Origin of the sequence: Streptomyces sp. BR123, from assembly GCF_013401435.1 — a bacterium.
Lineage (GTDB): Bacteria > Actinomycetota > Actinomycetes > Streptomycetales > Streptomycetaceae > Streptomyces.
In genome coordinates this window covers 1-18,152 of the sequence record NZ_JACBGN010000141.1, presented here as the reverse complement: position 1 = coordinate 18,152, position 18,152 = coordinate 1, and the positions used below count along the sequence as shown (strand labels likewise).

Here is an 18,152-nt window from a genome sequence, read left to right as displayed (position 1 = left end):
CCGCTGAACCCCGCCCCCGCTCCGGGCTTGGGGGTACCGGAGCGGGGGCGGGGTTCAGCGGGGCGGTCGGCCCTGCCGGGGACGGTCAGCCCATGTGGGGGTAGCCGTACTCGGTCGGCGGGACCAGGGTCTCCTTGATGGAGCGGGTGGAGACCCAGCGCTGCAGGTTGCTCGCGGCGCCCGCCTTGTCGTTGGTGCCGGAGGCGCGGCCGCCGCCGAAGGGCTGCTGGCCGACGACGGCGCCGGTGGACTTGTCGTTGATGTAGAAGTTGCCCGCGGCGAAGCGGAGCTTCTCCATCGCGTCGGCGGCGGCGTGGCGGTCGCCGGCGATGATCGAGCCGGTCAGTGCGTAGGCGGACACCGACTCCATCTGGGCCAGCATCTCGTCGAACTTGTCGTCCTCGTAGACGTGCACGGCGAGGATCGGGCCGAAGTACTCGGTCGTGAAGACCTCGTTCTCCGGGTCGGTGCACTCGATGACGGTCGGGCGGACGAAGTAGCCCTCGGAGTCGTCGTACGTGCCGCCGGCGACGATCGTGCAGGTCGGGTCGGCCTTGGCACGGTCGATCGCGGCCTTGTTCTTCGCGAAGGAACGGTCGTCGATGACGGCGCCGATGAAGTTGGTCAGATCGCGGACGTCACCCATGGAGATGCCGTCGACCTCGGCCGCGAAGGCCTCCTTGAAGCCGTCGTTCCAGATGGAGGCCGGGACGTACGCGCGCGAGGACGCCGAGCACTTCTGGCCCTGGAACTCGAAGGAGCCGCGGGTCAGGGCGGTCTTCAGGACGGCGCGGTCCGCGGAGGGGTGTGCGACGACGAAGTCCTTGCCGCCGGTCTCGCCGACCAGGCGCGGGTAGGACCGGTACTTCTCGATGTTGTTGCCGACCGTCTTCCACAGGTACTGGAAGGTCTTGGTCGAGCCGGTGAAGTGGATGCCGGCGAGCTCGGGGTGGTTCAGGGCCACCTCGGAAACGGCGATGCCGTCGCCCGTCACCAGGTTGATGACGCCCTTCGGCAGGCCGGCCTCCTCCAGGAGCTCCATCAGGAGGACCGCGGAGTGGGTCTGCGTCGGGGACGGCTTCCAGACGACCACGTTGCCCATGAGGGCCGGGGCGGTCGGCAGGTTGCCGGCGATGGCGGTGAAGTTGAACGGGGTGATCGCGTACACGAAGCCCTCGAGCGGGCGGTGGTCGCTGCGGTTCCACACGCCGGCGGAGTTCGCGACCGGCTGCTCGGCCAGGATCTGGCGGGCGAAGTGCACGTTGAAGCGCCAGAAGTCGACGAGCTCGCAGGGGGTGTCGATCTCGGCCTGCTGGGCGGTCTTCGACTGGCCCAGCATGGTGGACGCGGCCATCTTCTCGCGCCACGGGCCGGCCAGCAGCTCCGCGGCGCGCAGGATGATCGCGGCGCGGTCGTCGAAGGAGAGCGCACGCCAGGACGGGGCGGCCGCGAGGGCGGCGTCGACGGCCTCCTGGGCGTCGGCCCGGGTGGCGTTGGCGTAGGTGCCGATCACCGACTTGTGGTCGTGCGGCTGGACCACGTCGAAGCGCTCGCCGCCGCCCATCCGCTTGACGCCGTTGATCGTCATCGGCAGGTCGATCGGGTTCTCGGACAGCTGCTTGAGCTGTGCTTCGAGACGCGTGCGCTCGGCGCTGCCGGGGGCGTACGAGTGGACCGGCTCGTTGACCGGCGCGGGGACCTGGGTCACAGCATCCATGGCGGCACCTCTTCCGGGTGAATTCCTGGCTTCAGCCGACGTGGACCGAAGCGATTGCAGAGCGTGAGAAGCGGTCAGGGCTTGACCGTCGGACGTGGGCCGGCTCAGCCGGCCGGTGGGCGGGCGTCGGTCGTCGTCTCCCAGGGTGCACCTGGGGGGACGCCGTCGGTCGCCCGCCGCCCCATCAGTTCTTGGTGATCATCGAACGGAGGAAGAAGAGCAGGTTGGCGGGCTTCTCCGCCAGGCGGCGCATGAAGTAGCCGTACCAGTCCGTCCCGTACGCGGTGTAGACGCGCATGCGGTGGCCCTCGGCGGCGAGCCGCAGGTGCTCCTCGCTGCGGATGCCGTACAGCATCTGGAATTCGTACTCGTCCAGCTTGCGCCCGGCCTTCCGGGCGAGCTCCTGCGCAATGGCGATCAGGCGCGGGTCGTGCGACCCGATCATCGGATAGCCTTCGCCGTCCATCAGGACCTTCAGGATGCGGACGTACGCCTTGTCGATCTCGCCCTTGTCCTGGTACGCGACCTCGGCGGGCTCCTTGTAGGCGCCCTTCACGATGCGCACGCGGCTGCCGTTCGCGGCCAGGCGGCGGGCGTCGGCCTCGGTGCGGAAGAGGTACGCCTGGATGACGCAGCCCGTCTGCGGGAAGTCCTTCCGCAGCTCCTCGTGGATGGCGAACATCGAGTCGAGGGTGGTGTGGTCCTCGGCGTCGAGGGTGACGGTGGTGCCGATCGCGGCGGCGGCCTCGACGACCGGGCGGACGTTGGCGAGGGCGAGCTCGTGGCCGCCCTCCAGCGCCTGGCCGAACATGGAGAGCTTGACCGACATCTCGGCCCGCTCGCCCAGCTCCAGCTCCTTCAGCCGGCCGATGAGCTCCAGGTAGGCGTCCCGGGCGGCGTAGGACTGCTCCACCGTGGTGATGTCCTCGCCGACCACGTCGAGGGTGACCTCCAGCCCCTTGTGCGCGAGGTCCTCGACGATCGGGATGACCTGGTCGACCGTCTCGCCGGGGATGAACCGGGTCACCACGGGCTTGGTCACCGGGGCGGCAGAGACGATTCGGCGCATCTTGTCGCTGCGCGAGGCGGCGAGGATCGCGGGACCCAGCACGGGGCACCTCCAACAGGTGGCAGAAGCGGCGTCCGGCACCCCGGCGGGGGTGGCGCGGAGGCCGTCAGGAAAACGCAAGCAAAACCACCGTGAAACCTAAGGATGGACCCGATCCTCGGCCATCGACAGCTGTCACGCATCCCTGGCCGCGATCTCATACAGGTGTCTGAAGACCGTGCTCCGCGGTGGGAGAATGTCCGGGTGAAGGGCGATTACCAGGACCTGGTGGACGAGATTTCGGCGCTGCTCGGCGCCCCGGCGACGCTGGAGAACCGGGATTTCCGCCTGATCGCCTTCGGCGCGCACGACAGCGACGACGACCTCGCCATGGACCCCGTGCGCACCCGCTCGATCCTGACCCGCCAGTCCACGGCGGCCGTGCGGTCCTGGTTCGAGGGCTTCGGCATCGCCCGGGCCACGGGCCCGGTGCGGATTCCGGCGGCGCCGGATGCCGGGGTCTTCCGGGGGCGGATCTGCCTGCCGGTGCGCTACCGCGGGATCGTCCAGGGCTACGTGTGGCTGCTCGACCGGGAACCCGGCCCGGGACCGGATGCGCTGGCCGCCGCCATGGAGGTGGCCGACCGGATCGGGGTGCTGCTCGCGCAGGAGGCCAAGGCCGGTGCCGACCTGTCCCGGGAGTTCCTGGCCGTCATCACGGCCGGGCGGGGCTGGCAGCAGGACATGGCCGTGGCGGCGCTGCGGGCCGCGCTGGGCCCCGCCGCGGCGGACGGCCTGCACGCCGTGGTGTGCGTGGCCCCCTGGGCCGGCGAGGCCCCGGCGTCGGTGCCCGGCACCGCCGCGGTGTGCGTGGTTCCGGAGCGCGGGCGCGGCGAGGGGGCCGCCGCCGCGGTGTCCGGCCCGGAGCAGGCGCTGGCGGTGCTGGTCCGGCTGCGCTCGGCGGACGTCCTCACCCCGGCCGAGGCGGTCGCGGCCCGGCTGCTTCCGCCCGGCACCGGCCCGGGAGCCGCCGGCGCCCGTACCGCCGCGGCCCCGGCCGCCCGTACGGCGGCAGCGGCGCACGCGGCCGCCCCCGGCAGCCGGGCTGGGGCCCCGGCCCGTACGCCCGCCCCGGAGCGGGCGGCGGGGACCGCGGGCCCGTCCCCGGCCGGATCCGGGCCGACGGCGGGGATCGCCGAGCCGTCGACGGGGCTGGCGCGTCTGGCCGACGCCTGGGCGCAGGCCGCGGCGGCGGCCCGGGCGGCCGCCGCCCAACCACGGCTCGGGCCGGTGGCCCGCTGGTCGCAGATCGGCCCCTACCGGATGCTGTCCGCGCTGGCGGCCGCGGAACCGGCGGACGACCCGGCGGTCAGCCCCCTGCTCTCCCCCGCCCACGGGGAACTGGTCCGCACCGCCGAGATGTTCCTGGACTGCGCCGGCCAGGCGGGCCGCGCGGCGGCTGCGCTGGGCATCCACCGCCAGACCCTGTACTACCGGCTGTCCCGCGTGGAGCAGCTGACCGGGCTCGACCTGGACGAGGGCGAGGACCGCCTGCTGCTCCACATGGCCCTCAAGACGTCCCGCCTGCACGGCGACCGGGACCCGCGGCTGCAGCGGCGCTGAACCTGCAGCACCCCGAAGGAGCGCGGGGAACTGCGCGCCCGAAAACCCCACCGCCCCGCAGGCAACCGCCGGCCCGTCACGGCGGCGCCCCGAAGGGGCGTGGGGAACGGCGCGACCAGCCCCACCGGCCGCGGTTCCAGAACCGACCCTCCCGCCGTAACGCTCAGGCCGACGGCCCGTCAGCCCCCGACGCCGCTCACGCCCTTGGCACCCTCAACGGACTCGGCGGACTCGGCGGACTCCGCGGACTCGGCGGACTCGGCGCCGAGCAGGCCTTCCGCCACCCGCCGCATCGCCTCGGTCAGCTCCTCCGCTGTGACCGCACTCCCGGGGTCGTACAGCCACTGCGCCATGACGCCGGTCAGCAGGGCCTGGTACAGCCCGCCGAGCGTGCGCGCGTCCCGCTCGTCGAGCTCGTCCTCCGGGATGCCGGTGAACATCGCGGCCAGCCCCCTGCGGCCTTCCGGCTCCGCCGCCAGGAGCATCTCGCGCAGCTCCGGCAGCGCGTCGCGGCTGAGCGCGATCTCCATGCTGGCAGCCCACATGGGAGCCGCCTGTTCGCGCCGGCCGAGGATGCCGTCCCAGACCGACCGGAAGCGCTCCAGCGACCCGCCCTCGCCCGTGACGTCCGGCGTGAAGGCGTCGCCCCACTCCTGGGCGAGTTCGACGAACGCCTGCGTCAGCAGGGCGTCCTTGGAACCGTAGTGGTAGCCGATCGACGCGAGGTTCGCGCCCGACGCATTGACGATGTCCCGCGCGGTCGTCCGCACGAAACCCTTCTCGGCCAGGCATTTCTTGGCGCCTTCAAGGAGGTCTTCGCGGTGTCCCATGCGCCCACCGTAGCAAGACGGCCGTCCAAGACAAGCGATCCATACATTCGTACTAGACACTCGTTTATGACGCTTGTACATTGCCCTGTCATGACGAACTCCGCCCCACGACGCGCCGGCCGCCGGGAATGGACCGCGTTCACCGTCCTCCTGCTGCCCCTGCTCCTGGTATCGATGGACGCCTCCGTCCTCTACTTCGCCGTCCCGGCCATCACCCGGGAGCTCGACCCGAGCGCCACCCAGCAGCTCTGGATCTTCGACAGCTACGCTTTCGCCCTGTCCGGACTGCTCATCACCATGGGCTCGCTCGGCGACCGGATCGGCCGCCGCAGGCTGCTGCTGATCGGCGCGGCCGCCTTCGGCCTCGCCTCCGTGGTCGCCGCCTACGCGCCGAGCGCCGAACTCCTCATCGCCGCCCGCATCCTGCTCGGCATCGGCGGCGCGACCCTGATGCCCTCCACGCTCGGCCTCGTCCGGAACCTCTTCCCCGACGACCGGCAGCGCGCCCGAGCCGTCGGCATCTGGTCCGCGGCCATGACCGGCGGCATCGCGCTCGGCTCGGTCATGAGCGGCGTCATGCTGAACCACTTCTGGTGGGGCTCGGTCTTCCTCGTCAACGTGCCCGCGATGCTGCTCCTGCTGACGCTCGTCCCCGTCCTGGTGCCCGAGTTCAAGGACCCGGCGCCCGGCCGGTTCGACCTGCTGAGCGTGCCGCTGTCCGTGGGCGCCGTCCTGCCCGTGGTCCACGGCCTCAAGGAGATCGCCGCCGAAGGCTTCACCGCGACCCGGGGCCTGTGCGTCGGCGCCGGCCTGGTCGTCGGGTACGCCTTCCTGCGCCGTCAGCGCGGCCGCGAGGACGCCATGATCAACCGGTCGCTGTTCCGCAGCCGGGTCTTCGGCACGGGCATCGCCCTCAATGCCGTCGCCGCGTTCGCGGTCCTGGGCTCGGCCTACTTCACCACCCAGTACCTGCAGTCGGTGCTCGGCATGGGCACGCTGGAGGCCGCGCTCTGGAGCCTCGCACCCTCGGTCGCCATCGGCGCGGCCGCGCCCGTCGCCGGCGTCCTCGCCCGGAAGACCGGCCGGGCGTACGTCATCGCCGGCGGCTTCGTCCTCGCCGCCGCCGGCTTCGCCATGATCAGCCTGGTCGGCACCGAGTCCCTGTGGCTGCTGCTCACCGCCGCCGGAGTGCTGTCCTGCGGCATCGTCACGGTGATGTCCCTGGTCTCGGACCTGGCCCTGGGCGCGGCCCCGGCCGAGAAGGCCGGCTCGGCCGCCTCCCTGCTGGAGACCGGCGCGGAGTTCGGCGGCGCCCTGGGCATGGCCCTCCTGGGCAGCATCGGCACCGCCGTCTACCGGGCCGACCTGGCCGGCGCCGACCCCGCCGTACGGGAGACCCTCGGCGGCGCGGTCGCGGCCGCCCAGCGGCTCGGCGGTCCCGCCGGCGAGCGGGTGCTGGCCCTGGCCCGCGAGGCCTTCGTGCACGGGATGGCGTACGCGGCCCTGGGCGGAGCGGCCCTGCTGCTGGTGACGGCCGTGCTCGCGGCGGCGCTGCTGCGCCGGTCCGGCGGTCCGGCCGCCGCTGCCGGGGGGCACGGCGCAGGGATGCCCGCCGCCGGAGCGCCCGGCCTCGCGGAGGCCGCCCCCTGACCGGCCGCGGCGAGCAGGCCGCGGCGAGCCCGTACAACGCGGGAAGGGCCCGTACAACGCGGGAAGGGCCCGGGGACATCCCCGAGCCCTTCCCGTGTGCCGATGCCGAAGCCGATGCCCGTGCCGTCCGTGGCCGGGCGCGGTCGGCGCGCTGTCAGGCGACCAGGTTCACCGACCGGGCCGAGGTGGCGCCGATCTCCTCCGCGATCTCCGTGAGCATGGCCTGCGGGACGGTGTCGTCCACGGTGAGGACGGCGAGCGCCTCGCCGTGCTCCTCCGCACGGGCCACCTGCATGCCGGCGATGTTCAGGCCGCCCTCGCCGAGGATCCGGCCGACGGTGCCGACGACACCCGGGCGGTCGGTGTAGCGCAGGACGACCATGTGGTCGGCGAGCGAGAGGTCCACGTCGTACTCGCCGACGCCGACGATCTTCTGGAGGTGCTTGGGCCCGGCCAGGGTGCCGGAGACCGAGACTTCCTGACCGTCCGACAGGGTGCCGCGCACGGTCACCACGTTGCGGTGGTCCGGGGACTCCGAGCTGGTGGTCAGGCGGACCTCGACACCGCGCTCCTGCGCGAACAGCGGGGCGTTGACGTAGGAGACGGTCTCGTCGACGACGTCCTCGAACACGCCCTTGAGGGCGGAGAGCTCCAGCACCTTGACGTCGTGCTGGGTGATCTCGCCGCGGACCTCCACGTCCAGGCGGACCGCGACCTCGCCCGCGAGGGCGGTGAAGATGCGGCCGAGCTTCTCGGCGAGCGGCAGGCCCGGGCGGACGTCCTCGGCGATGACACCGCCCTGGACGTTGACCGCGTCCGGCACGAGCTCGCCGGCGAGCGCGAGGCGCACCGACTTGGCGACCGAGATGCCGGCCTTCTCCTGGGCCTCGTCCGTGGAGGCGCCGAGGTGCGGGGTGCAGACGACCTGGTCGAGCTCGAAGAGCGGGGAGTCCGTGCAGGGCTCCTTCGCGTACACGTCGAGGCCGGCGCCGGCGACGCGGCCCTCCTTCAGCGCCGCGTACAGGGCGGCTTCGTCCACGATCCCGCCGCGCGCGGCGTTCACGATGCGGACGGACGGCTTCACCTTGTGCAGGGCCTCGTCCCCGATGAGACCGATGGTCTCGGGGGTCTTGGGCAGGTGCACCGTGATGAAGTCGGCCACCTCCAGCAGTTCGTCCAGCGTCAGCATCTTGACGCCCATCTGGGCGGCGCGCGCGGGCTGCACGTACGGGTCGTAGGCGACGACCTTCATGCCGAAGGCGGACATGCGCTGGGCGACCAGCACGCCGATGCGGCCGAGGCCGACGACGCCGAGGGTCTTCTCGCTGAGCTCGACGCCGGTGTACTTGCTGCGCTTCCACTCGCCGTTCTTCAGGGCCGTGTTGGCCTGCGGGATGTGGCGGGCGGAGGCGATGAGCAGGCCGCAGGCGAGCTCGGCGGCGGTGACGATGTTGGAGGTCGGGGCGTTCACGACCATCACGCCGGCCTTGGTGGCGGCGGAGACGTCGACGTTGTCGAGGCCGACGCCGGCGCGGGCGATGACCTTCAGCTTCCGCGCGGCGGCGATGGCCTCCGCGTCGACCTTGGTGGCCGAGCGCACGAGGATGGCGTCGACATCGGCGATCGCCGGGATCAGCTCTGCGCGGTCCGCGCCGTTGCAGTGTCGGATCTCGAAGTCCGGGCCGAGCGCCTCGACGGTGGCGGGCGACAGCTCTTCGGCGATGAGTACGACAGGTTTCGAGCTCACGTGGGTCCTCACAAGTCCAGTGCGGACGGCCGTCCCGACGGCCGCAGGCGGTGGAGGGGGTAGCCGCGTGGAAGACGCACGACACTGTGGGCCTGACGCGTTGTGTTCAGCAGTGTAGTAGCGGATCCCGAGCGGATTTCCGCCTGTGCGGAAGGATCACCCGTCCGAGGTTGGCCGAGGTGGACAAGCCGCACTACAGGATGTCCATGTTCTCGGCGTGTCTGCGTGTCTGCGTGTCTGCGGGTCGGGCGTGTCGGGCGTGCGTGGCGGCGTGCCGGAATGCGGCGCGGGGCCGGGACGGCAGGCGTCCCGGCCCCGCGGGCGATCAGCTCTCCTCGCTGTCGACCCAGCTCATCAGCTTGCGCAGCTTCTTGCCGGTGGTCTCCAGCAGGTGCTCCTCGTCGGCCTTCTTGTACTCGTTGTACTTGGGCAGGCCCGCCTTGTACTCGGCCATCCAGGTGTTGGCGAACTCGCCGCTCTGGATCTCCTCCAGGACCTTCTTCATCTCGGCCTTGGTGGCGTCGGTGATGATGCGGGGGCCGGTGATGTAGTCACCCCACTCGGCGGTCTCGGAGACCGACCAGCGCATCTTCTCCAGACCGCCCTCGTACATGAGGTCCACGATGAGCTTCAGCTCGTGCAGGCACTCGAAGTAGGCGATCTCCGGCTGGTAGCCGGCCTCGGTCAGGGTTTCGAAACCGGCCTTGACCAGGGCGGAGGCGCCACCGCAGAGAACGGCCTGCTCACCGAACAGGTCGGTCTCGGTCTCCTCGGTGAAGGTGGTCTTGATGACGCCGGCACGGGTGCCGCCGATGCCGGCCGCGTACGAGAGCGCGAGGGCGAAGGCCTTGCCGGTGGCGTCCTGCTCCACGGCGGCGATGCACGGAACGCCGCGGCCCTCCTCGTACTGGCGGCGGACCAGGTGGCCCGGGCCCTTCGGGGCGACCAGGGCGACGTCCACGTTGGACGGGGGCTTGATGAAGCCGTAGCGGACGTTGAAGCCGTGGCCGAAGAAGAGCGCGTCGCCCTCCTTCAGGTGGTCCTTGACGGACTCCTCGTAGATCTCGGCCTGGAGCGGGTCCGGCGTCAGGATCATGATGACGTTCGCCCACTCGGCGGCCTCCGCCACGGGCAGGACCTTCAGGCCCTGCTCCTCGGCCTTGGCCTTGGACTTCGAGCCCTCCTTCAGGCCGACGACGACATCGACGCCGGAGTCGCGCAGCGACAGCGCGTGGGCGTGGCCCTGGCTGCCGTAGCCGATGACCGCGACCTTGCGGCCCTGAATGATGGACAGGTCGGCGTCGTTCTCGTAGAACAGCTCGGCCACTGGGATATCTCCTTGGTGCGCTGGTGTTGCTCCCACCGTACGGCGGGGAACGTGGACGAAGTTTCCTGGTCTCGCCATGCGAGAGGCAAAGAGGCGCGGGCCTGCGGAAGTCAGGCGCTGCGCTCGAGTGCGCGCAGGCTGCGGTCCGTGATGGACCGTCCGCCGCGCCCGATGGCGATCGTGCCCGACTGGACGAGTTCCTTGATGCCGAACGGCTCCAGCATCTTGAGCATGGCGCCGAGCTTGTCGGCGCCGCCGGTGGCCTCGATGGTGACCGCATCGGGCGAGACGTCGACCGTCTTGGCGCGGAACAGCTGGACGATCTCGATGATCTGGGACCGGGTCTCGTTGTCGGCCCGGACCTTCACCAGCACCAGTTCGCGCTCGATGGCGCTGGACGGCTCCAGCTCCACGATCTTGAGCACGTTGACCAGCTTGTTCAGCTGCTTGGTCACCTGCTCCAGCGGGAGGTCCTCGACGTTCACGACGATGGTGATGCGCGAGATGTCGGGGTGCTCGGTGACGCCGACCGCGAGGGAGTCGATGTTGAACCCGCGGCGGGAGAACAGGGCGGCGATCCGGGCGAGGATGCCGGGCGTGTTCTCGACCAGGACGGAGAGCGTGTGCTTGGACATGTGAGGCGTTCTCTCTCTCGGCTCTCTCGGCTCAGTCGTCTTCGTTGTCGCCGAAGTCGGGACGGACGCCCCGGGCTGCCATGACCTCGTCGTTGGAGGTGCCGGCGGCGACCATCGGCCACACCATGGCGTCCTCGTGGACGATGAAGTCGATCACGACGGTCCGGTCGTTGATCGCGTTGGCCTCGGCGATGACCTTGTCCAGGTCCGCCGGGTCCTCGCAGCGCAGCGCCACGCAGCCCATGGCCTCGGACAGCTTGACGAAGTCCGGGACGCGGGTGCCCTTGCGGGGGGCGGTGGACTCGCCGAGCTGGGAGCCGACCGTGTCGTGGCCGGTCTCGTCGGCGTGCAGCACCGTGTTGGAGTAACGCTGGTTGTAGAACAGGGTCTGCCACTGGCGGACCATGCCCAGCGCGCCGTTGTTGATGATCGCGACCTTGATCGGGATGTTGTTCAGGGCGCAGGTGGCCAGTTCCTGATTGGTCATCTGGAAGCAGCCGTCGCCGTCGATCGCCCAGACGGTCCGCTCCGGCATGCCGACCTTGGCGCCCATCGCGGCGGGGACCGCGTAGCCCATGGTGCCGGCGCCGCCGGAGTTCAGCCAGGTGCGGGGCTCTTCGTAGTCGATGAAGTGCGAGGCCCACATCTGGTGCTGGCCGACGCCCGCCGCGAAGACGGTGTGCGCCGGGGCGAGTTCGCCGATGCGCTGGATGACCTGCTGCGGGGAGAGCATGCCGTCGTCGGGGGTCTCGTAGCCCAGCGGGTAGGTCTCGCGCCAGCGGTTGAGGTCCTTCCACCAGGAGGAGTAGTCACCGGCGTTGCCCTCGGTGTGCTCGGCCTGGATCGCCTGGATCAGGTCGGCGATGACCTCGCGGGCGTCGCCCACGATCGGGACGTCGACCTCGCGGTTCTTGCCGATCTCGGCGGGATCGATGTCCGCGTGGATGACCTTGGCGTACGGGGCGAAGCTGTCGAGCTTGCCGGTGACGCGGTCGTCGAAGCGGGTGCCGAGCGCGATCAGCAGGTCGGACTTCTGCAGGGCGGCGACGGCGGTGACCGAGCCGTGCATGCCGGGCATGCCGATGTGCAGCGGGTGGCTGTCGGGGAACGAGCCCAGGGCCATCAGGGTGGTGGTGACCGGGACGCCGGACAGCTCCGCGAGGACCTTCAGCTCGGCGGTCGCGCCGGACTTCATCACGCCGCCGCCGATGTACAGGACGGGGCGCTTGGACTGGCAGATGAGCTTGGCGGCCTCGCGGATCTGCTTGGCGTGGGGCTTGGTGACCGGCCGGTAGCCGGGCAGGTCCTGGCTCGGCGGCCAGGAGAAGGTGGTCTTCGCCTGCAGCGCGTCCTTGGCGATGTCGACGAGGACGGGGCCGGGGCGGCCGGTGGAGGCGATGTGGAACGCCTCGGCGATCGTCTTCGGGATGTCCTCGGCCCTGGTGACCAGGAAGTTGTGCTTGGTGATCGGCATGGTGATGCCGACGATGTCCGCCTCCTGGAAGGCGTCGGTGCCGATCGCCTTGGAGGAGACCTGGCCGGTGATGGCGACGAGCGGGACGGAGTCCATGTGGGCGTCGGCGATCGGGGTGACCAGGTTGGTGGCGCCCGGGCCGGAGGTGGCCATGCAGACGCCGACCTTGCCGGTGGCCTGGGCGTAGCCGGTCGCGGCGTGGCCCGCGCCCTGCTCGTGCCGGACCAGGATGTGGCGGACCTTGGTGCTGTCCATCATCGGGTCGTACGCCGGGAGGATCGCTCCGCCCGGAATGCCGAAAACGGTGTCGCACCCCACCTCTTCGAGAGAGCGGATGAGGGACTGGGCACCCGTGACGTGCTCAACTGCGGCGGGCTGCGCTCCGCCGGTACGGGGCCGCGGCTGCGGATGCTGGGCCCCGGAGGCCTGCTCGGTCATCGGCATTCTCTTCTCGAAGCTGAGGGTTTTACGACGGTTCGGAGGTGTGCCAGTGCAACAAAAAACCCCTCGTGCCGGATGGCAAGCGAGGGGAGCGCGTCGGGTGCACGGAGCGGGGACGTAGTGGTCCCGGCTTCAGCCGACGCGCTTTCCAAGTACGAGAATTCGGGTGCGCATGACACTGACCCTCCCTCCGTCGGGAGGGCGATGTCAAGTGGGTGGGACGGGCGTCTCATTATGTGAGCCTCTCCGGATGGCCATCGAGCCCCCGGACGAACCACCGGCCAAGGCGGGCTGGACCGCCCCGCCCGGTACTGGGAACGTACCGCGCACGAGCGCCCGGCGCAGCCTGTACTCGTCGAGGGGGCCGGAAAACGCCAGCCCCTGGCCGTGTGTGCACCCCATGGCGCGCAGCGCCGGGACCTGCTCGGGCAGATCCACCCCTTCGGCCACCGACTGCATGCCCAGGTCGTTTGCGATGCGCAACAGGCCGGCGGTGATCTTGCGGAGGCGGGCGGACTCGACCACACCTTCGACCAGGCTCCGGTCGAGCTTCAGGATGTCCACCGGCAGCCGCCGCAGGGCGCTGATGGCGGCGTAGCCGCTGCCGAAGCCGTCCAGGGCCACCAGGACGCCGAGGCGGCGCAGGGCCGCGAGGCGGCGCTCCAGTTCGTCGAAGGGGACTCTGGGATCGCTGTCGGCCAGTTCGATCACCAGGGCGCCGGGGGGCAGCCCGTGCCGGCCCAGCAGCGCTTCCACGAAGCCCGGGGACACCGCCCCGTCGGCCGCTCCCGGCGGTGTCCCCGGGTCGAGCAGTCGCTGGGCGCTCGTCCGAACGGCCACCTGTACGCCGTGTCCGGCGCGGTGCCGTTCGGCGGCCTGGGCGACGGCCTCCTCCAGTACCCAGCGTCCGAGCTCCTCGGCGCGGGCGGGGGCCCCGGCCGCGGCGCCCACGAGGCCCGGGGGGCCGTCCGGCCGGGCTGCCACCGGTACCCCCCGGTGGTCGGCGATCCGGAAGAACTCGGCCGGGGTGAAGAGGATGCCGCGGGCGGAGCGCCAGCGGGCCACAGCCGCCGCAGTCGTGACCTCGCCGGTCTCCAGCGAGACCACGGGCTGGTGCAGCAGGGCGAACTCGCCGTCGTGGAGTGCGGTGCGCAGCCGGCCCGCCCGCTCCGCCTTGCGTACGACCTCGTCCTGCATCTGGGGGACGTACAGCTCGACCCGGTCCTTGCCGCCGGCCTTGGCCCGGTACATCGCGAGATCCGCGTTGCGCATGAGGTCCGACGGGGTGATGCCCGCGTCGGCGAAGGCCACGCCGATGCTGGCGGCGACCCGGACCTCGCTGCCGCCGATCCGGTACGGCCGGGCGAGTGTGGCGCGCAGCCGGTCCGCGATCTCGTGGACCTGGTACTCGCGGGCGCTGCGGTCGCGGCTGCCGTCGCCGAGGATGAGCGCCGCGAACTCGTCGCCGCCGAGGCGGGCGGCGGTGTCCCCGGCGCGGACGGAGTCCTGGAGCCGCCGCGCGGCCTCGACGAGGAGTTCGTCGCCGGCCTGGTGGCCGATGGTGTCGTTGACCGCCTTGAACCCGTCGAGATCGATGAAGAGCACGGCGCTGCTGTGGTCCCCCGCGCGCCGGCCGCTCAGCGCCTGGCGGACCCGGCGGGTGAACAGGGCCCGGTTGGGCAGGTCGGTCAGCGGGTCGTGCTCGGCGCTGTGCTGGAGCTGCGCCTGGAGGCGGACCCGCTCGGTGACGTCACGGCTGTTGAGGATGAGGCCGCCCTGGTGGCGGTTGACGGTGGACTCCACGTTGAGCCATTCGCCGCTGCCGGACTTGAACCGGCACTCGATCCGGGTGGTGGGCTCCTCGGCGGGCGGAGAGGCGAGGAAGCGGCGTACCTCGTGGACGACGCGGCCGAGGTCGTGCGGGTGGATGAGGCTGGCGAGCTCGGTGCCGACGAGCTCCTCGGCGTCGCGGCCGTACACCCCGGCGGCGGCGGGGCTGACGTAGTGCAGGGTCCCGGTGGGGGCGGCGATCATGATGACGTCGCTGGATCCCTGGACCAGGGAGCGGAAGTGGTTCTCCTTCTGGGCCAGCTCCTGGGTCAGCGCGATGTTGTCGAGGAGCATGATGCCCTGCCGGATGACGAGGGCGAGCACGACGGTGCAGCCGGTGAGGACGACCACCCGGTCGACCTTCCGGCCGTCGACGACGTTGTACAGGATCCCCAGGGTGCAGACGGCGGCCGCCAGGTAGGGCGTGAGGGCGGGCAGCGAGCCGGTGATGGGACGGCTGACGGACCGCTCGGCGCGCGGGGGGGCCGGGGGTGCCGGCGGCCGCGGGCAGGCGCCGGGCGCCCCAGGGTGCATAGGCGAGGAGCAGCGAGCCGGCGAACCATCCGGCGTCGAGCAGTTGCCCCGACTGGTAGCCAGCGCTGAGCAGCGGCGAAGTGAACAGGGCGTCGCTGAGCACGGTCAGCGCGAGGGCGGCGATGGCGGTGTTGACGGCGGAGCGGTTGATCTCCGAGCGCCGGAAGTGCAGGACGAGCACCATCGAGACGAGGGCGATGTCGAGCAGCGGGTAGGCGAGGGAGAACGCGGCCTGCGGAACGCTGCCGGAGGTGCCGGACTGGGCGGCGGTCCGTGCGGCGTTCGCGAGGGCCAGGCTCCACGACAGGGTGAGCAGGGACCCGCCGATGAGCCAGGAGTCGAGCGCGAGGCAGACCCAGCCGGCCCGGGTGACGGGCCGCTTGGCGAGGACGAGCAGGCCGACGATGGCGGGCGGGGCGAAGCACAGGAAGGCGACGTCGGCGAGGGAGGTCTTGGGCATCGGCACGCCGAGGATCACCTCGTACCAGCCCCAGACGGCGTTCCCGCAGGCGCCCATGAGGGAGGAGAAGGCGAACAGCAGCCAGGCCGGGCGTTCGCGGCTGTCGATGGTCCGCGCGTAGGTGTAGCAGGAGACGGCGGCGAGCAGCGCGGCCGCGCTGAGCCCGAAGTCGCCCATGATCTCGGCGAGTTCCTCGGAGCCCCAGCCCAGGGCGGCACCGACGGCGTATGCGGCGCTGACTACGGCGAGGAGCAGCTGCATCGCCAGGTTTCTGCCCCCGTTCGAGGCGGCCTGCCGGACCGGCAGGGCCGCCCCTTGCGCAGTCACCGGTCCCCCTCGCCGGCTGGTTCCGGAGCACCCCATCGTCGCCCCCGGCGGCTGTGCCGCAGCGGATCCTTCGTCCATTGGCCGTGCATCGCCCGTCGCCCCCCAAAGTGTCCGATCACCCCAGCGCCAGACGTTCGTGGCGCAGCCCCCTGTTCCCGGACGATACACCACTTTCGTCACTCAGGGACATAGACAGCCTACTCTCCGTGACCACATGGGGAGTTGTTGCCACTGTGTGCGCACAATCGGATGCGGAGCGTGTGCGGCGTTGGTCAGTCGGTGATCAGGACCGTGTTCTCCAGGGGCTCCCCCGCGGCGAACCGGGTGAGCTGACGGGCCACCAGACGCTTGGCCCGCGGCTCGAACGCCGAGCTGCTGCCTCCGACATGGGGCGTGATCAGGACGTTCGGAGCATGCCACAGAGGGTGGCCGGCAGGCAGCGGTTCCGGGTCGGTGACGTCGAGCGCGGCGCGCAGCCGGCCCGACTCGAGTTCGGCGAGCAGGGCGGCGGTGTCCACGACGGGACCGCGCGCCACGTTCACGAGCAGGGCGCCGTCCTTCATGCGCCGCAGGAAGTCGGCGCCGACCAGGCCGCGGGTCTCGTCGGTCAGCGGCGTGCAGAGGATCACCACGTCCGCTTCCGGGAGGAGCCGGGGCAGGTCGGCGAGCTCACCGACCGGGCCGCGCACGGTGGTGCGCGCCGAGCGTGCGACGCGCGTGATCCGCGCGCACTCGAAGGGCGCGAGCCGGTCTTCGACGGCCGCGCCGACGGATCCGTAGCCGACGATGAGGACGGACTTGTCGGCGACGGCGTCGTAGAAGCCGGAGAGCCACTGCTCGCCGTCCTGGCCGCGCACCATGCCGGGGATGCCGCGCAGGGAGGCGAGGGTCAGGGTGAGCGCCAGCTCGGCGGTGCTCGCCTCGTGGACGCCGCGGGCGTTGCACAGCCGTACGCCGGGACGCAGCAGGGCGAGGCCGCCGAGGACGTGGTCGACGCCGGCGGTGAGGGTCTGCACGACCTCCAGCTCGGGCATGGCCGCCAGCGGGCGCAGGGTGACCTCGTCGGACTTCATGTAGGGGGTGACGTAGAAGGTGCAGGCGGCCGGGTCGGCCGGGAAGGTCTCCTCGCCGTCCCAGTGGTGGTAGCGGAAGGAGTCGGGGAGTCCTTCGACCTGCTCCGCGGGGAACGGGAGCCACACGTCCGGGGTCTTTGCAGTCATGATCACGAGGCTATGCCAAGGGATCCTGATCAACCCGTTACTTTGATGGCCGGATGTGGAGGGGGACACACGGGTGGAGCGCAGGTCGATCGGGGCGGGGGCGCTGGCGGTGGGCGCCGTCGGGCTCGGGTGCATGCCGATGAGCTGGGCGTACGCGCCCTCACGGCGGCGCGGCGAGGAATCGCTGGCCGCGGTGCACACGGCCCTGGACCTGGGGGCCAGCCTGCTCGACACGGCGGACCTGTACGGGCCCTTCACCAACGAGCTGCTGCTGGGGCGCGTGCTGCGCGAGCGCCGGGGCGAGGCCTTCGTGTCGGCCAAGGTGGGGCTGCGGGCGGGCGAGCAGCACGTGGTGGCCTGCGGGCGGCCCGAGTACCTGCGGCGGGCCTGCGACGCGTCGCTGCGGCGGCTGCGGACGGACGTGATCGACCTCTACCAGCTGCACCGGGTGGACCCCGAGGTCCCGGTGGAGGAGACGTGGGGGGCCATGGCGGAGCTGGTGGGCACCGGGAAGGTGCGGGCGCTGGGGTTCTGCGCGCTGGGTGCGGGCGCCGGGCCGGGAGCGGGGCGGCGGGGGGACCGGGAGTACCGCACGACGCTGCGCCACCTGGAGCGCGTGCAGCAGGTGTTCCCGGTCAGTGCCGTGCAGGCCGAGCTGTCCGTGTGGTCCCCGGAGGCCGCCCGGCAGCTGCTGCCGTGGTGCGCGGCGCGCGGGGTGGGGTTCCTGGCGGCGATGCCGCTGGGCAGCGGGTTCCTGACCGGGACGCTCACCCCCGGGGAGGGCTTCGAGCGGGAGGACGTCCGGGCCCGGCACCCGCGGTTCACGGCGGAGGCGATGGCGACGAACCAAGTGCTGATCGCGGGGCTGCGGCGGGTGGCCCGGCGGCACGGGCCCGCGGTGACGTCGGCGCAGGTTGCGCTGGCGTGGGTGCTGGCGCAGGGGCCGCAGGTGGTGCCGGTTCCGGGGGCGGACCGGGCGTCCTGGGCCGCTGAGAACGCGGCCGCCGCCGAGGTGCGGCTGACGGCCGGGGACCTGGCCGAGATCGCCGCACTGCCGGCGGCGGTGGGGGCCTGGGACTGAGCCCACAATCACTCGATCGGGTGTGCGAGTGGTGGAACTTCGGGGGCCGCGCCGTCGGTTGAGACGGATGACGGGCACGATCGCGGAGGGCGGTCGCGCGGACCGGAGGGGAGCAGGGCGATGCGACAGCGGCGGAGGAACGGACCCCGGTTCGGCCGGGTGCACGGCTGGGCCGGCGGCGGGGTGTTCGCCGGCGGGGCCGGCGGGG

Annotated in this window: 11 protein-coding genes and 1 pseudogene; 3 read left to right on the top strand and 9 right to left on the bottom strand. The window is 71.8% G+C overall.

Translation table 11 applies throughout. The features are described 5' to 3' along the window. Positions 1–85 precede the first annotated feature (85 nt). Together pruA and HYE82_RS21315 are read right to left on the bottom strand one after the other, a co-directional pair. On the bottom strand, positions 86–1,717 hold the full coding sequence (gene pruA / locus HYE82_RS21320) for an L-glutamate gamma-semialdehyde dehydrogenase (protein WP_179175726.1): 1,632 nt from the start codon (positions 1,715–1,717) through the stop codon (positions 86–88). Between the two features lie 184 nt (positions 1,718–1,901). Then, positions 1,902–2,828, bottom strand: a complete 927-nt coding sequence (locus tag HYE82_RS21315) for a proline dehydrogenase family protein (RefSeq protein WP_179175725.1) — start codon at positions 2,826–2,828, stop codon at positions 1,902–1,904. Between the two features lie 201 nt (positions 2,829–3,029). Between HYE82_RS21315 and HYE82_RS21310 the strand changes: the two genes are divergently transcribed. After that, complete coding sequence (locus HYE82_RS21310; protein WP_309144396.1) at positions 3,030–4,388, top strand: helix-turn-helix domain-containing protein; 1,359 nt, start codon at positions 3,030–3,032, stop codon at positions 4,386–4,388. A 179-nt stretch (positions 4,389–4,567) separates the two neighbouring features. Here HYE82_RS21310 and HYE82_RS21305 read toward each other — a convergent pair whose 3' ends face one another. Then, positions 4,568–5,218, bottom strand: a complete 651-nt coding sequence (locus tag HYE82_RS21305; RefSeq protein ID WP_179175723.1) for a TetR/AcrR family transcriptional regulator — start codon at positions 5,216–5,218, stop codon at positions 4,568–4,570. A gap of 90 nt (positions 5,219–5,308) precedes the next feature. Here HYE82_RS21305 and HYE82_RS21300 point away from each other — a divergent pair, with 90 nt between their 5' ends. Continuing rightward, positions 5,309–6,868 carry an MFS transporter gene (locus HYE82_RS21300; protein ID WP_179175722.1) on the top strand — a complete coding sequence of 520 codons (1,560 nt, stop codon included), beginning with the start codon at positions 5,309–5,311 and terminating at the stop codon, positions 6,866–6,868. A 154-nt stretch (positions 6,869–7,022) separates the two neighbouring features. On the opposite strand, the gene serA is transcribed toward HYE82_RS21300, so the two are convergent. The 6 genes and pseudogenes from serA to HYE82_RS21270 all read right to left on the bottom strand — a co-directional run bounded on the left by serA (position 7,023) and on the right by HYE82_RS21270 (position 16,863). Next, on the bottom strand, positions 7,023–8,615 hold the full coding sequence (serA, locus tag HYE82_RS21295; protein ID WP_179175721.1) for a phosphoglycerate dehydrogenase: 1,593 nt from the start codon (positions 8,613–8,615) through the stop codon (positions 7,023–7,025). A gap of 325 nt (positions 8,616–8,940) precedes the next feature. Beyond that, positions 8,941–9,942 carry a ketol-acid reductoisomerase gene (gene ilvC / locus HYE82_RS21290; RefSeq protein WP_179175720.1) on the bottom strand — a complete coding sequence of 334 codons (1,002 nt, stop codon included), beginning with the start codon at positions 9,940–9,942 and terminating at the stop codon, positions 8,941–8,943. Positions 9,943–10,052: 110 nt separating this feature from the next. Continuing rightward, a complete protein-coding gene (gene ilvN, locus HYE82_RS21285; protein ID WP_179175719.1) occupies positions 10,053–10,577 on the bottom strand; it encodes an acetolactate synthase small subunit in 525 nt (174 codons plus the stop codon). A 31-nt stretch (positions 10,578–10,608) separates the two neighbouring features. After that, the gene (locus HYE82_RS21280; protein ID WP_179175718.1) at positions 10,609–12,495 is read right to left on the bottom strand and encodes an acetolactate synthase large subunit; all 1,887 of its coding nucleotides are present in this window, start codon (positions 12,493–12,495) and stop codon (positions 10,609–10,611) included. Between the two features lie 204 nt (positions 12,496–12,699). Then, a pseudogene (locus tag HYE82_RS21275) lies at positions 12,700–15,577 on the bottom strand (putative bifunctional diguanylate cyclase/phosphodiesterase). Between the two features lie 338 nt (positions 15,578–15,915). Continuing rightward, positions 15,916–16,863 carry a 2-hydroxyacid dehydrogenase gene (locus HYE82_RS21270; protein ID WP_179175717.1) on the bottom strand — a complete coding sequence of 316 codons (948 nt, stop codon included), beginning with the start codon at positions 16,861–16,863 and terminating at the stop codon, positions 15,916–15,918. A 73-nt stretch (positions 16,864–16,936) separates the two neighbouring features. Here HYE82_RS21270 and HYE82_RS21265 point away from each other — a divergent pair, with 73 nt between their 5' ends. Then, positions 16,937–17,944, top strand: a complete 1,008-nt coding sequence (locus HYE82_RS21265; RefSeq protein WP_179175727.1) for an aldo/keto reductase — start codon at positions 16,937–16,939, stop codon at positions 17,942–17,944. The last annotated feature ends 208 nt before the right edge of the window (positions 17,945–18,152 follow it).

Bases quoted from the DNA above. Each gene is read 5' to 3' on its own strand.
- pruA (WP_179175726.1), bottom strand. From the start codon at position 1,717: ATGGATGCTGTGACCCAGGTCCCCGCGCCGGTCAACGAGCCGGTCCAC.
- ilvN (WP_179175719.1), bottom strand. From the start codon at position 10,577: ATGTCCAAGCACACGCTCTCCGTCCTGGTCGAGAACACGCCCGGCATC.
- HYE82_RS21270 (WP_179175717.1), bottom strand. From the start codon at position 16,863: ATGACTGCAAAGACCCCGGACGTGTGGCTCCCGTTCCCCGCGGAGCAG.
- HYE82_RS21300 (WP_179175722.1), top strand. From the start codon at position 5,309: ATGACGAACTCCGCCCCACGACGCGCCGGCCGCCGGGAATGGACCGCG.
- HYE82_RS21280 (WP_179175718.1), bottom strand. From the start codon at position 12,495: ATGCCGATGACCGAGCAGGCCTCCGGGGCCCAGCATCCGCAGCCGCGG.
- HYE82_RS21305 (WP_179175723.1), bottom strand. From the start codon at position 5,218: ATGGGACACCGCGAAGACCTCCTTGAAGGCGCCAAGAAATGCCTGGCC.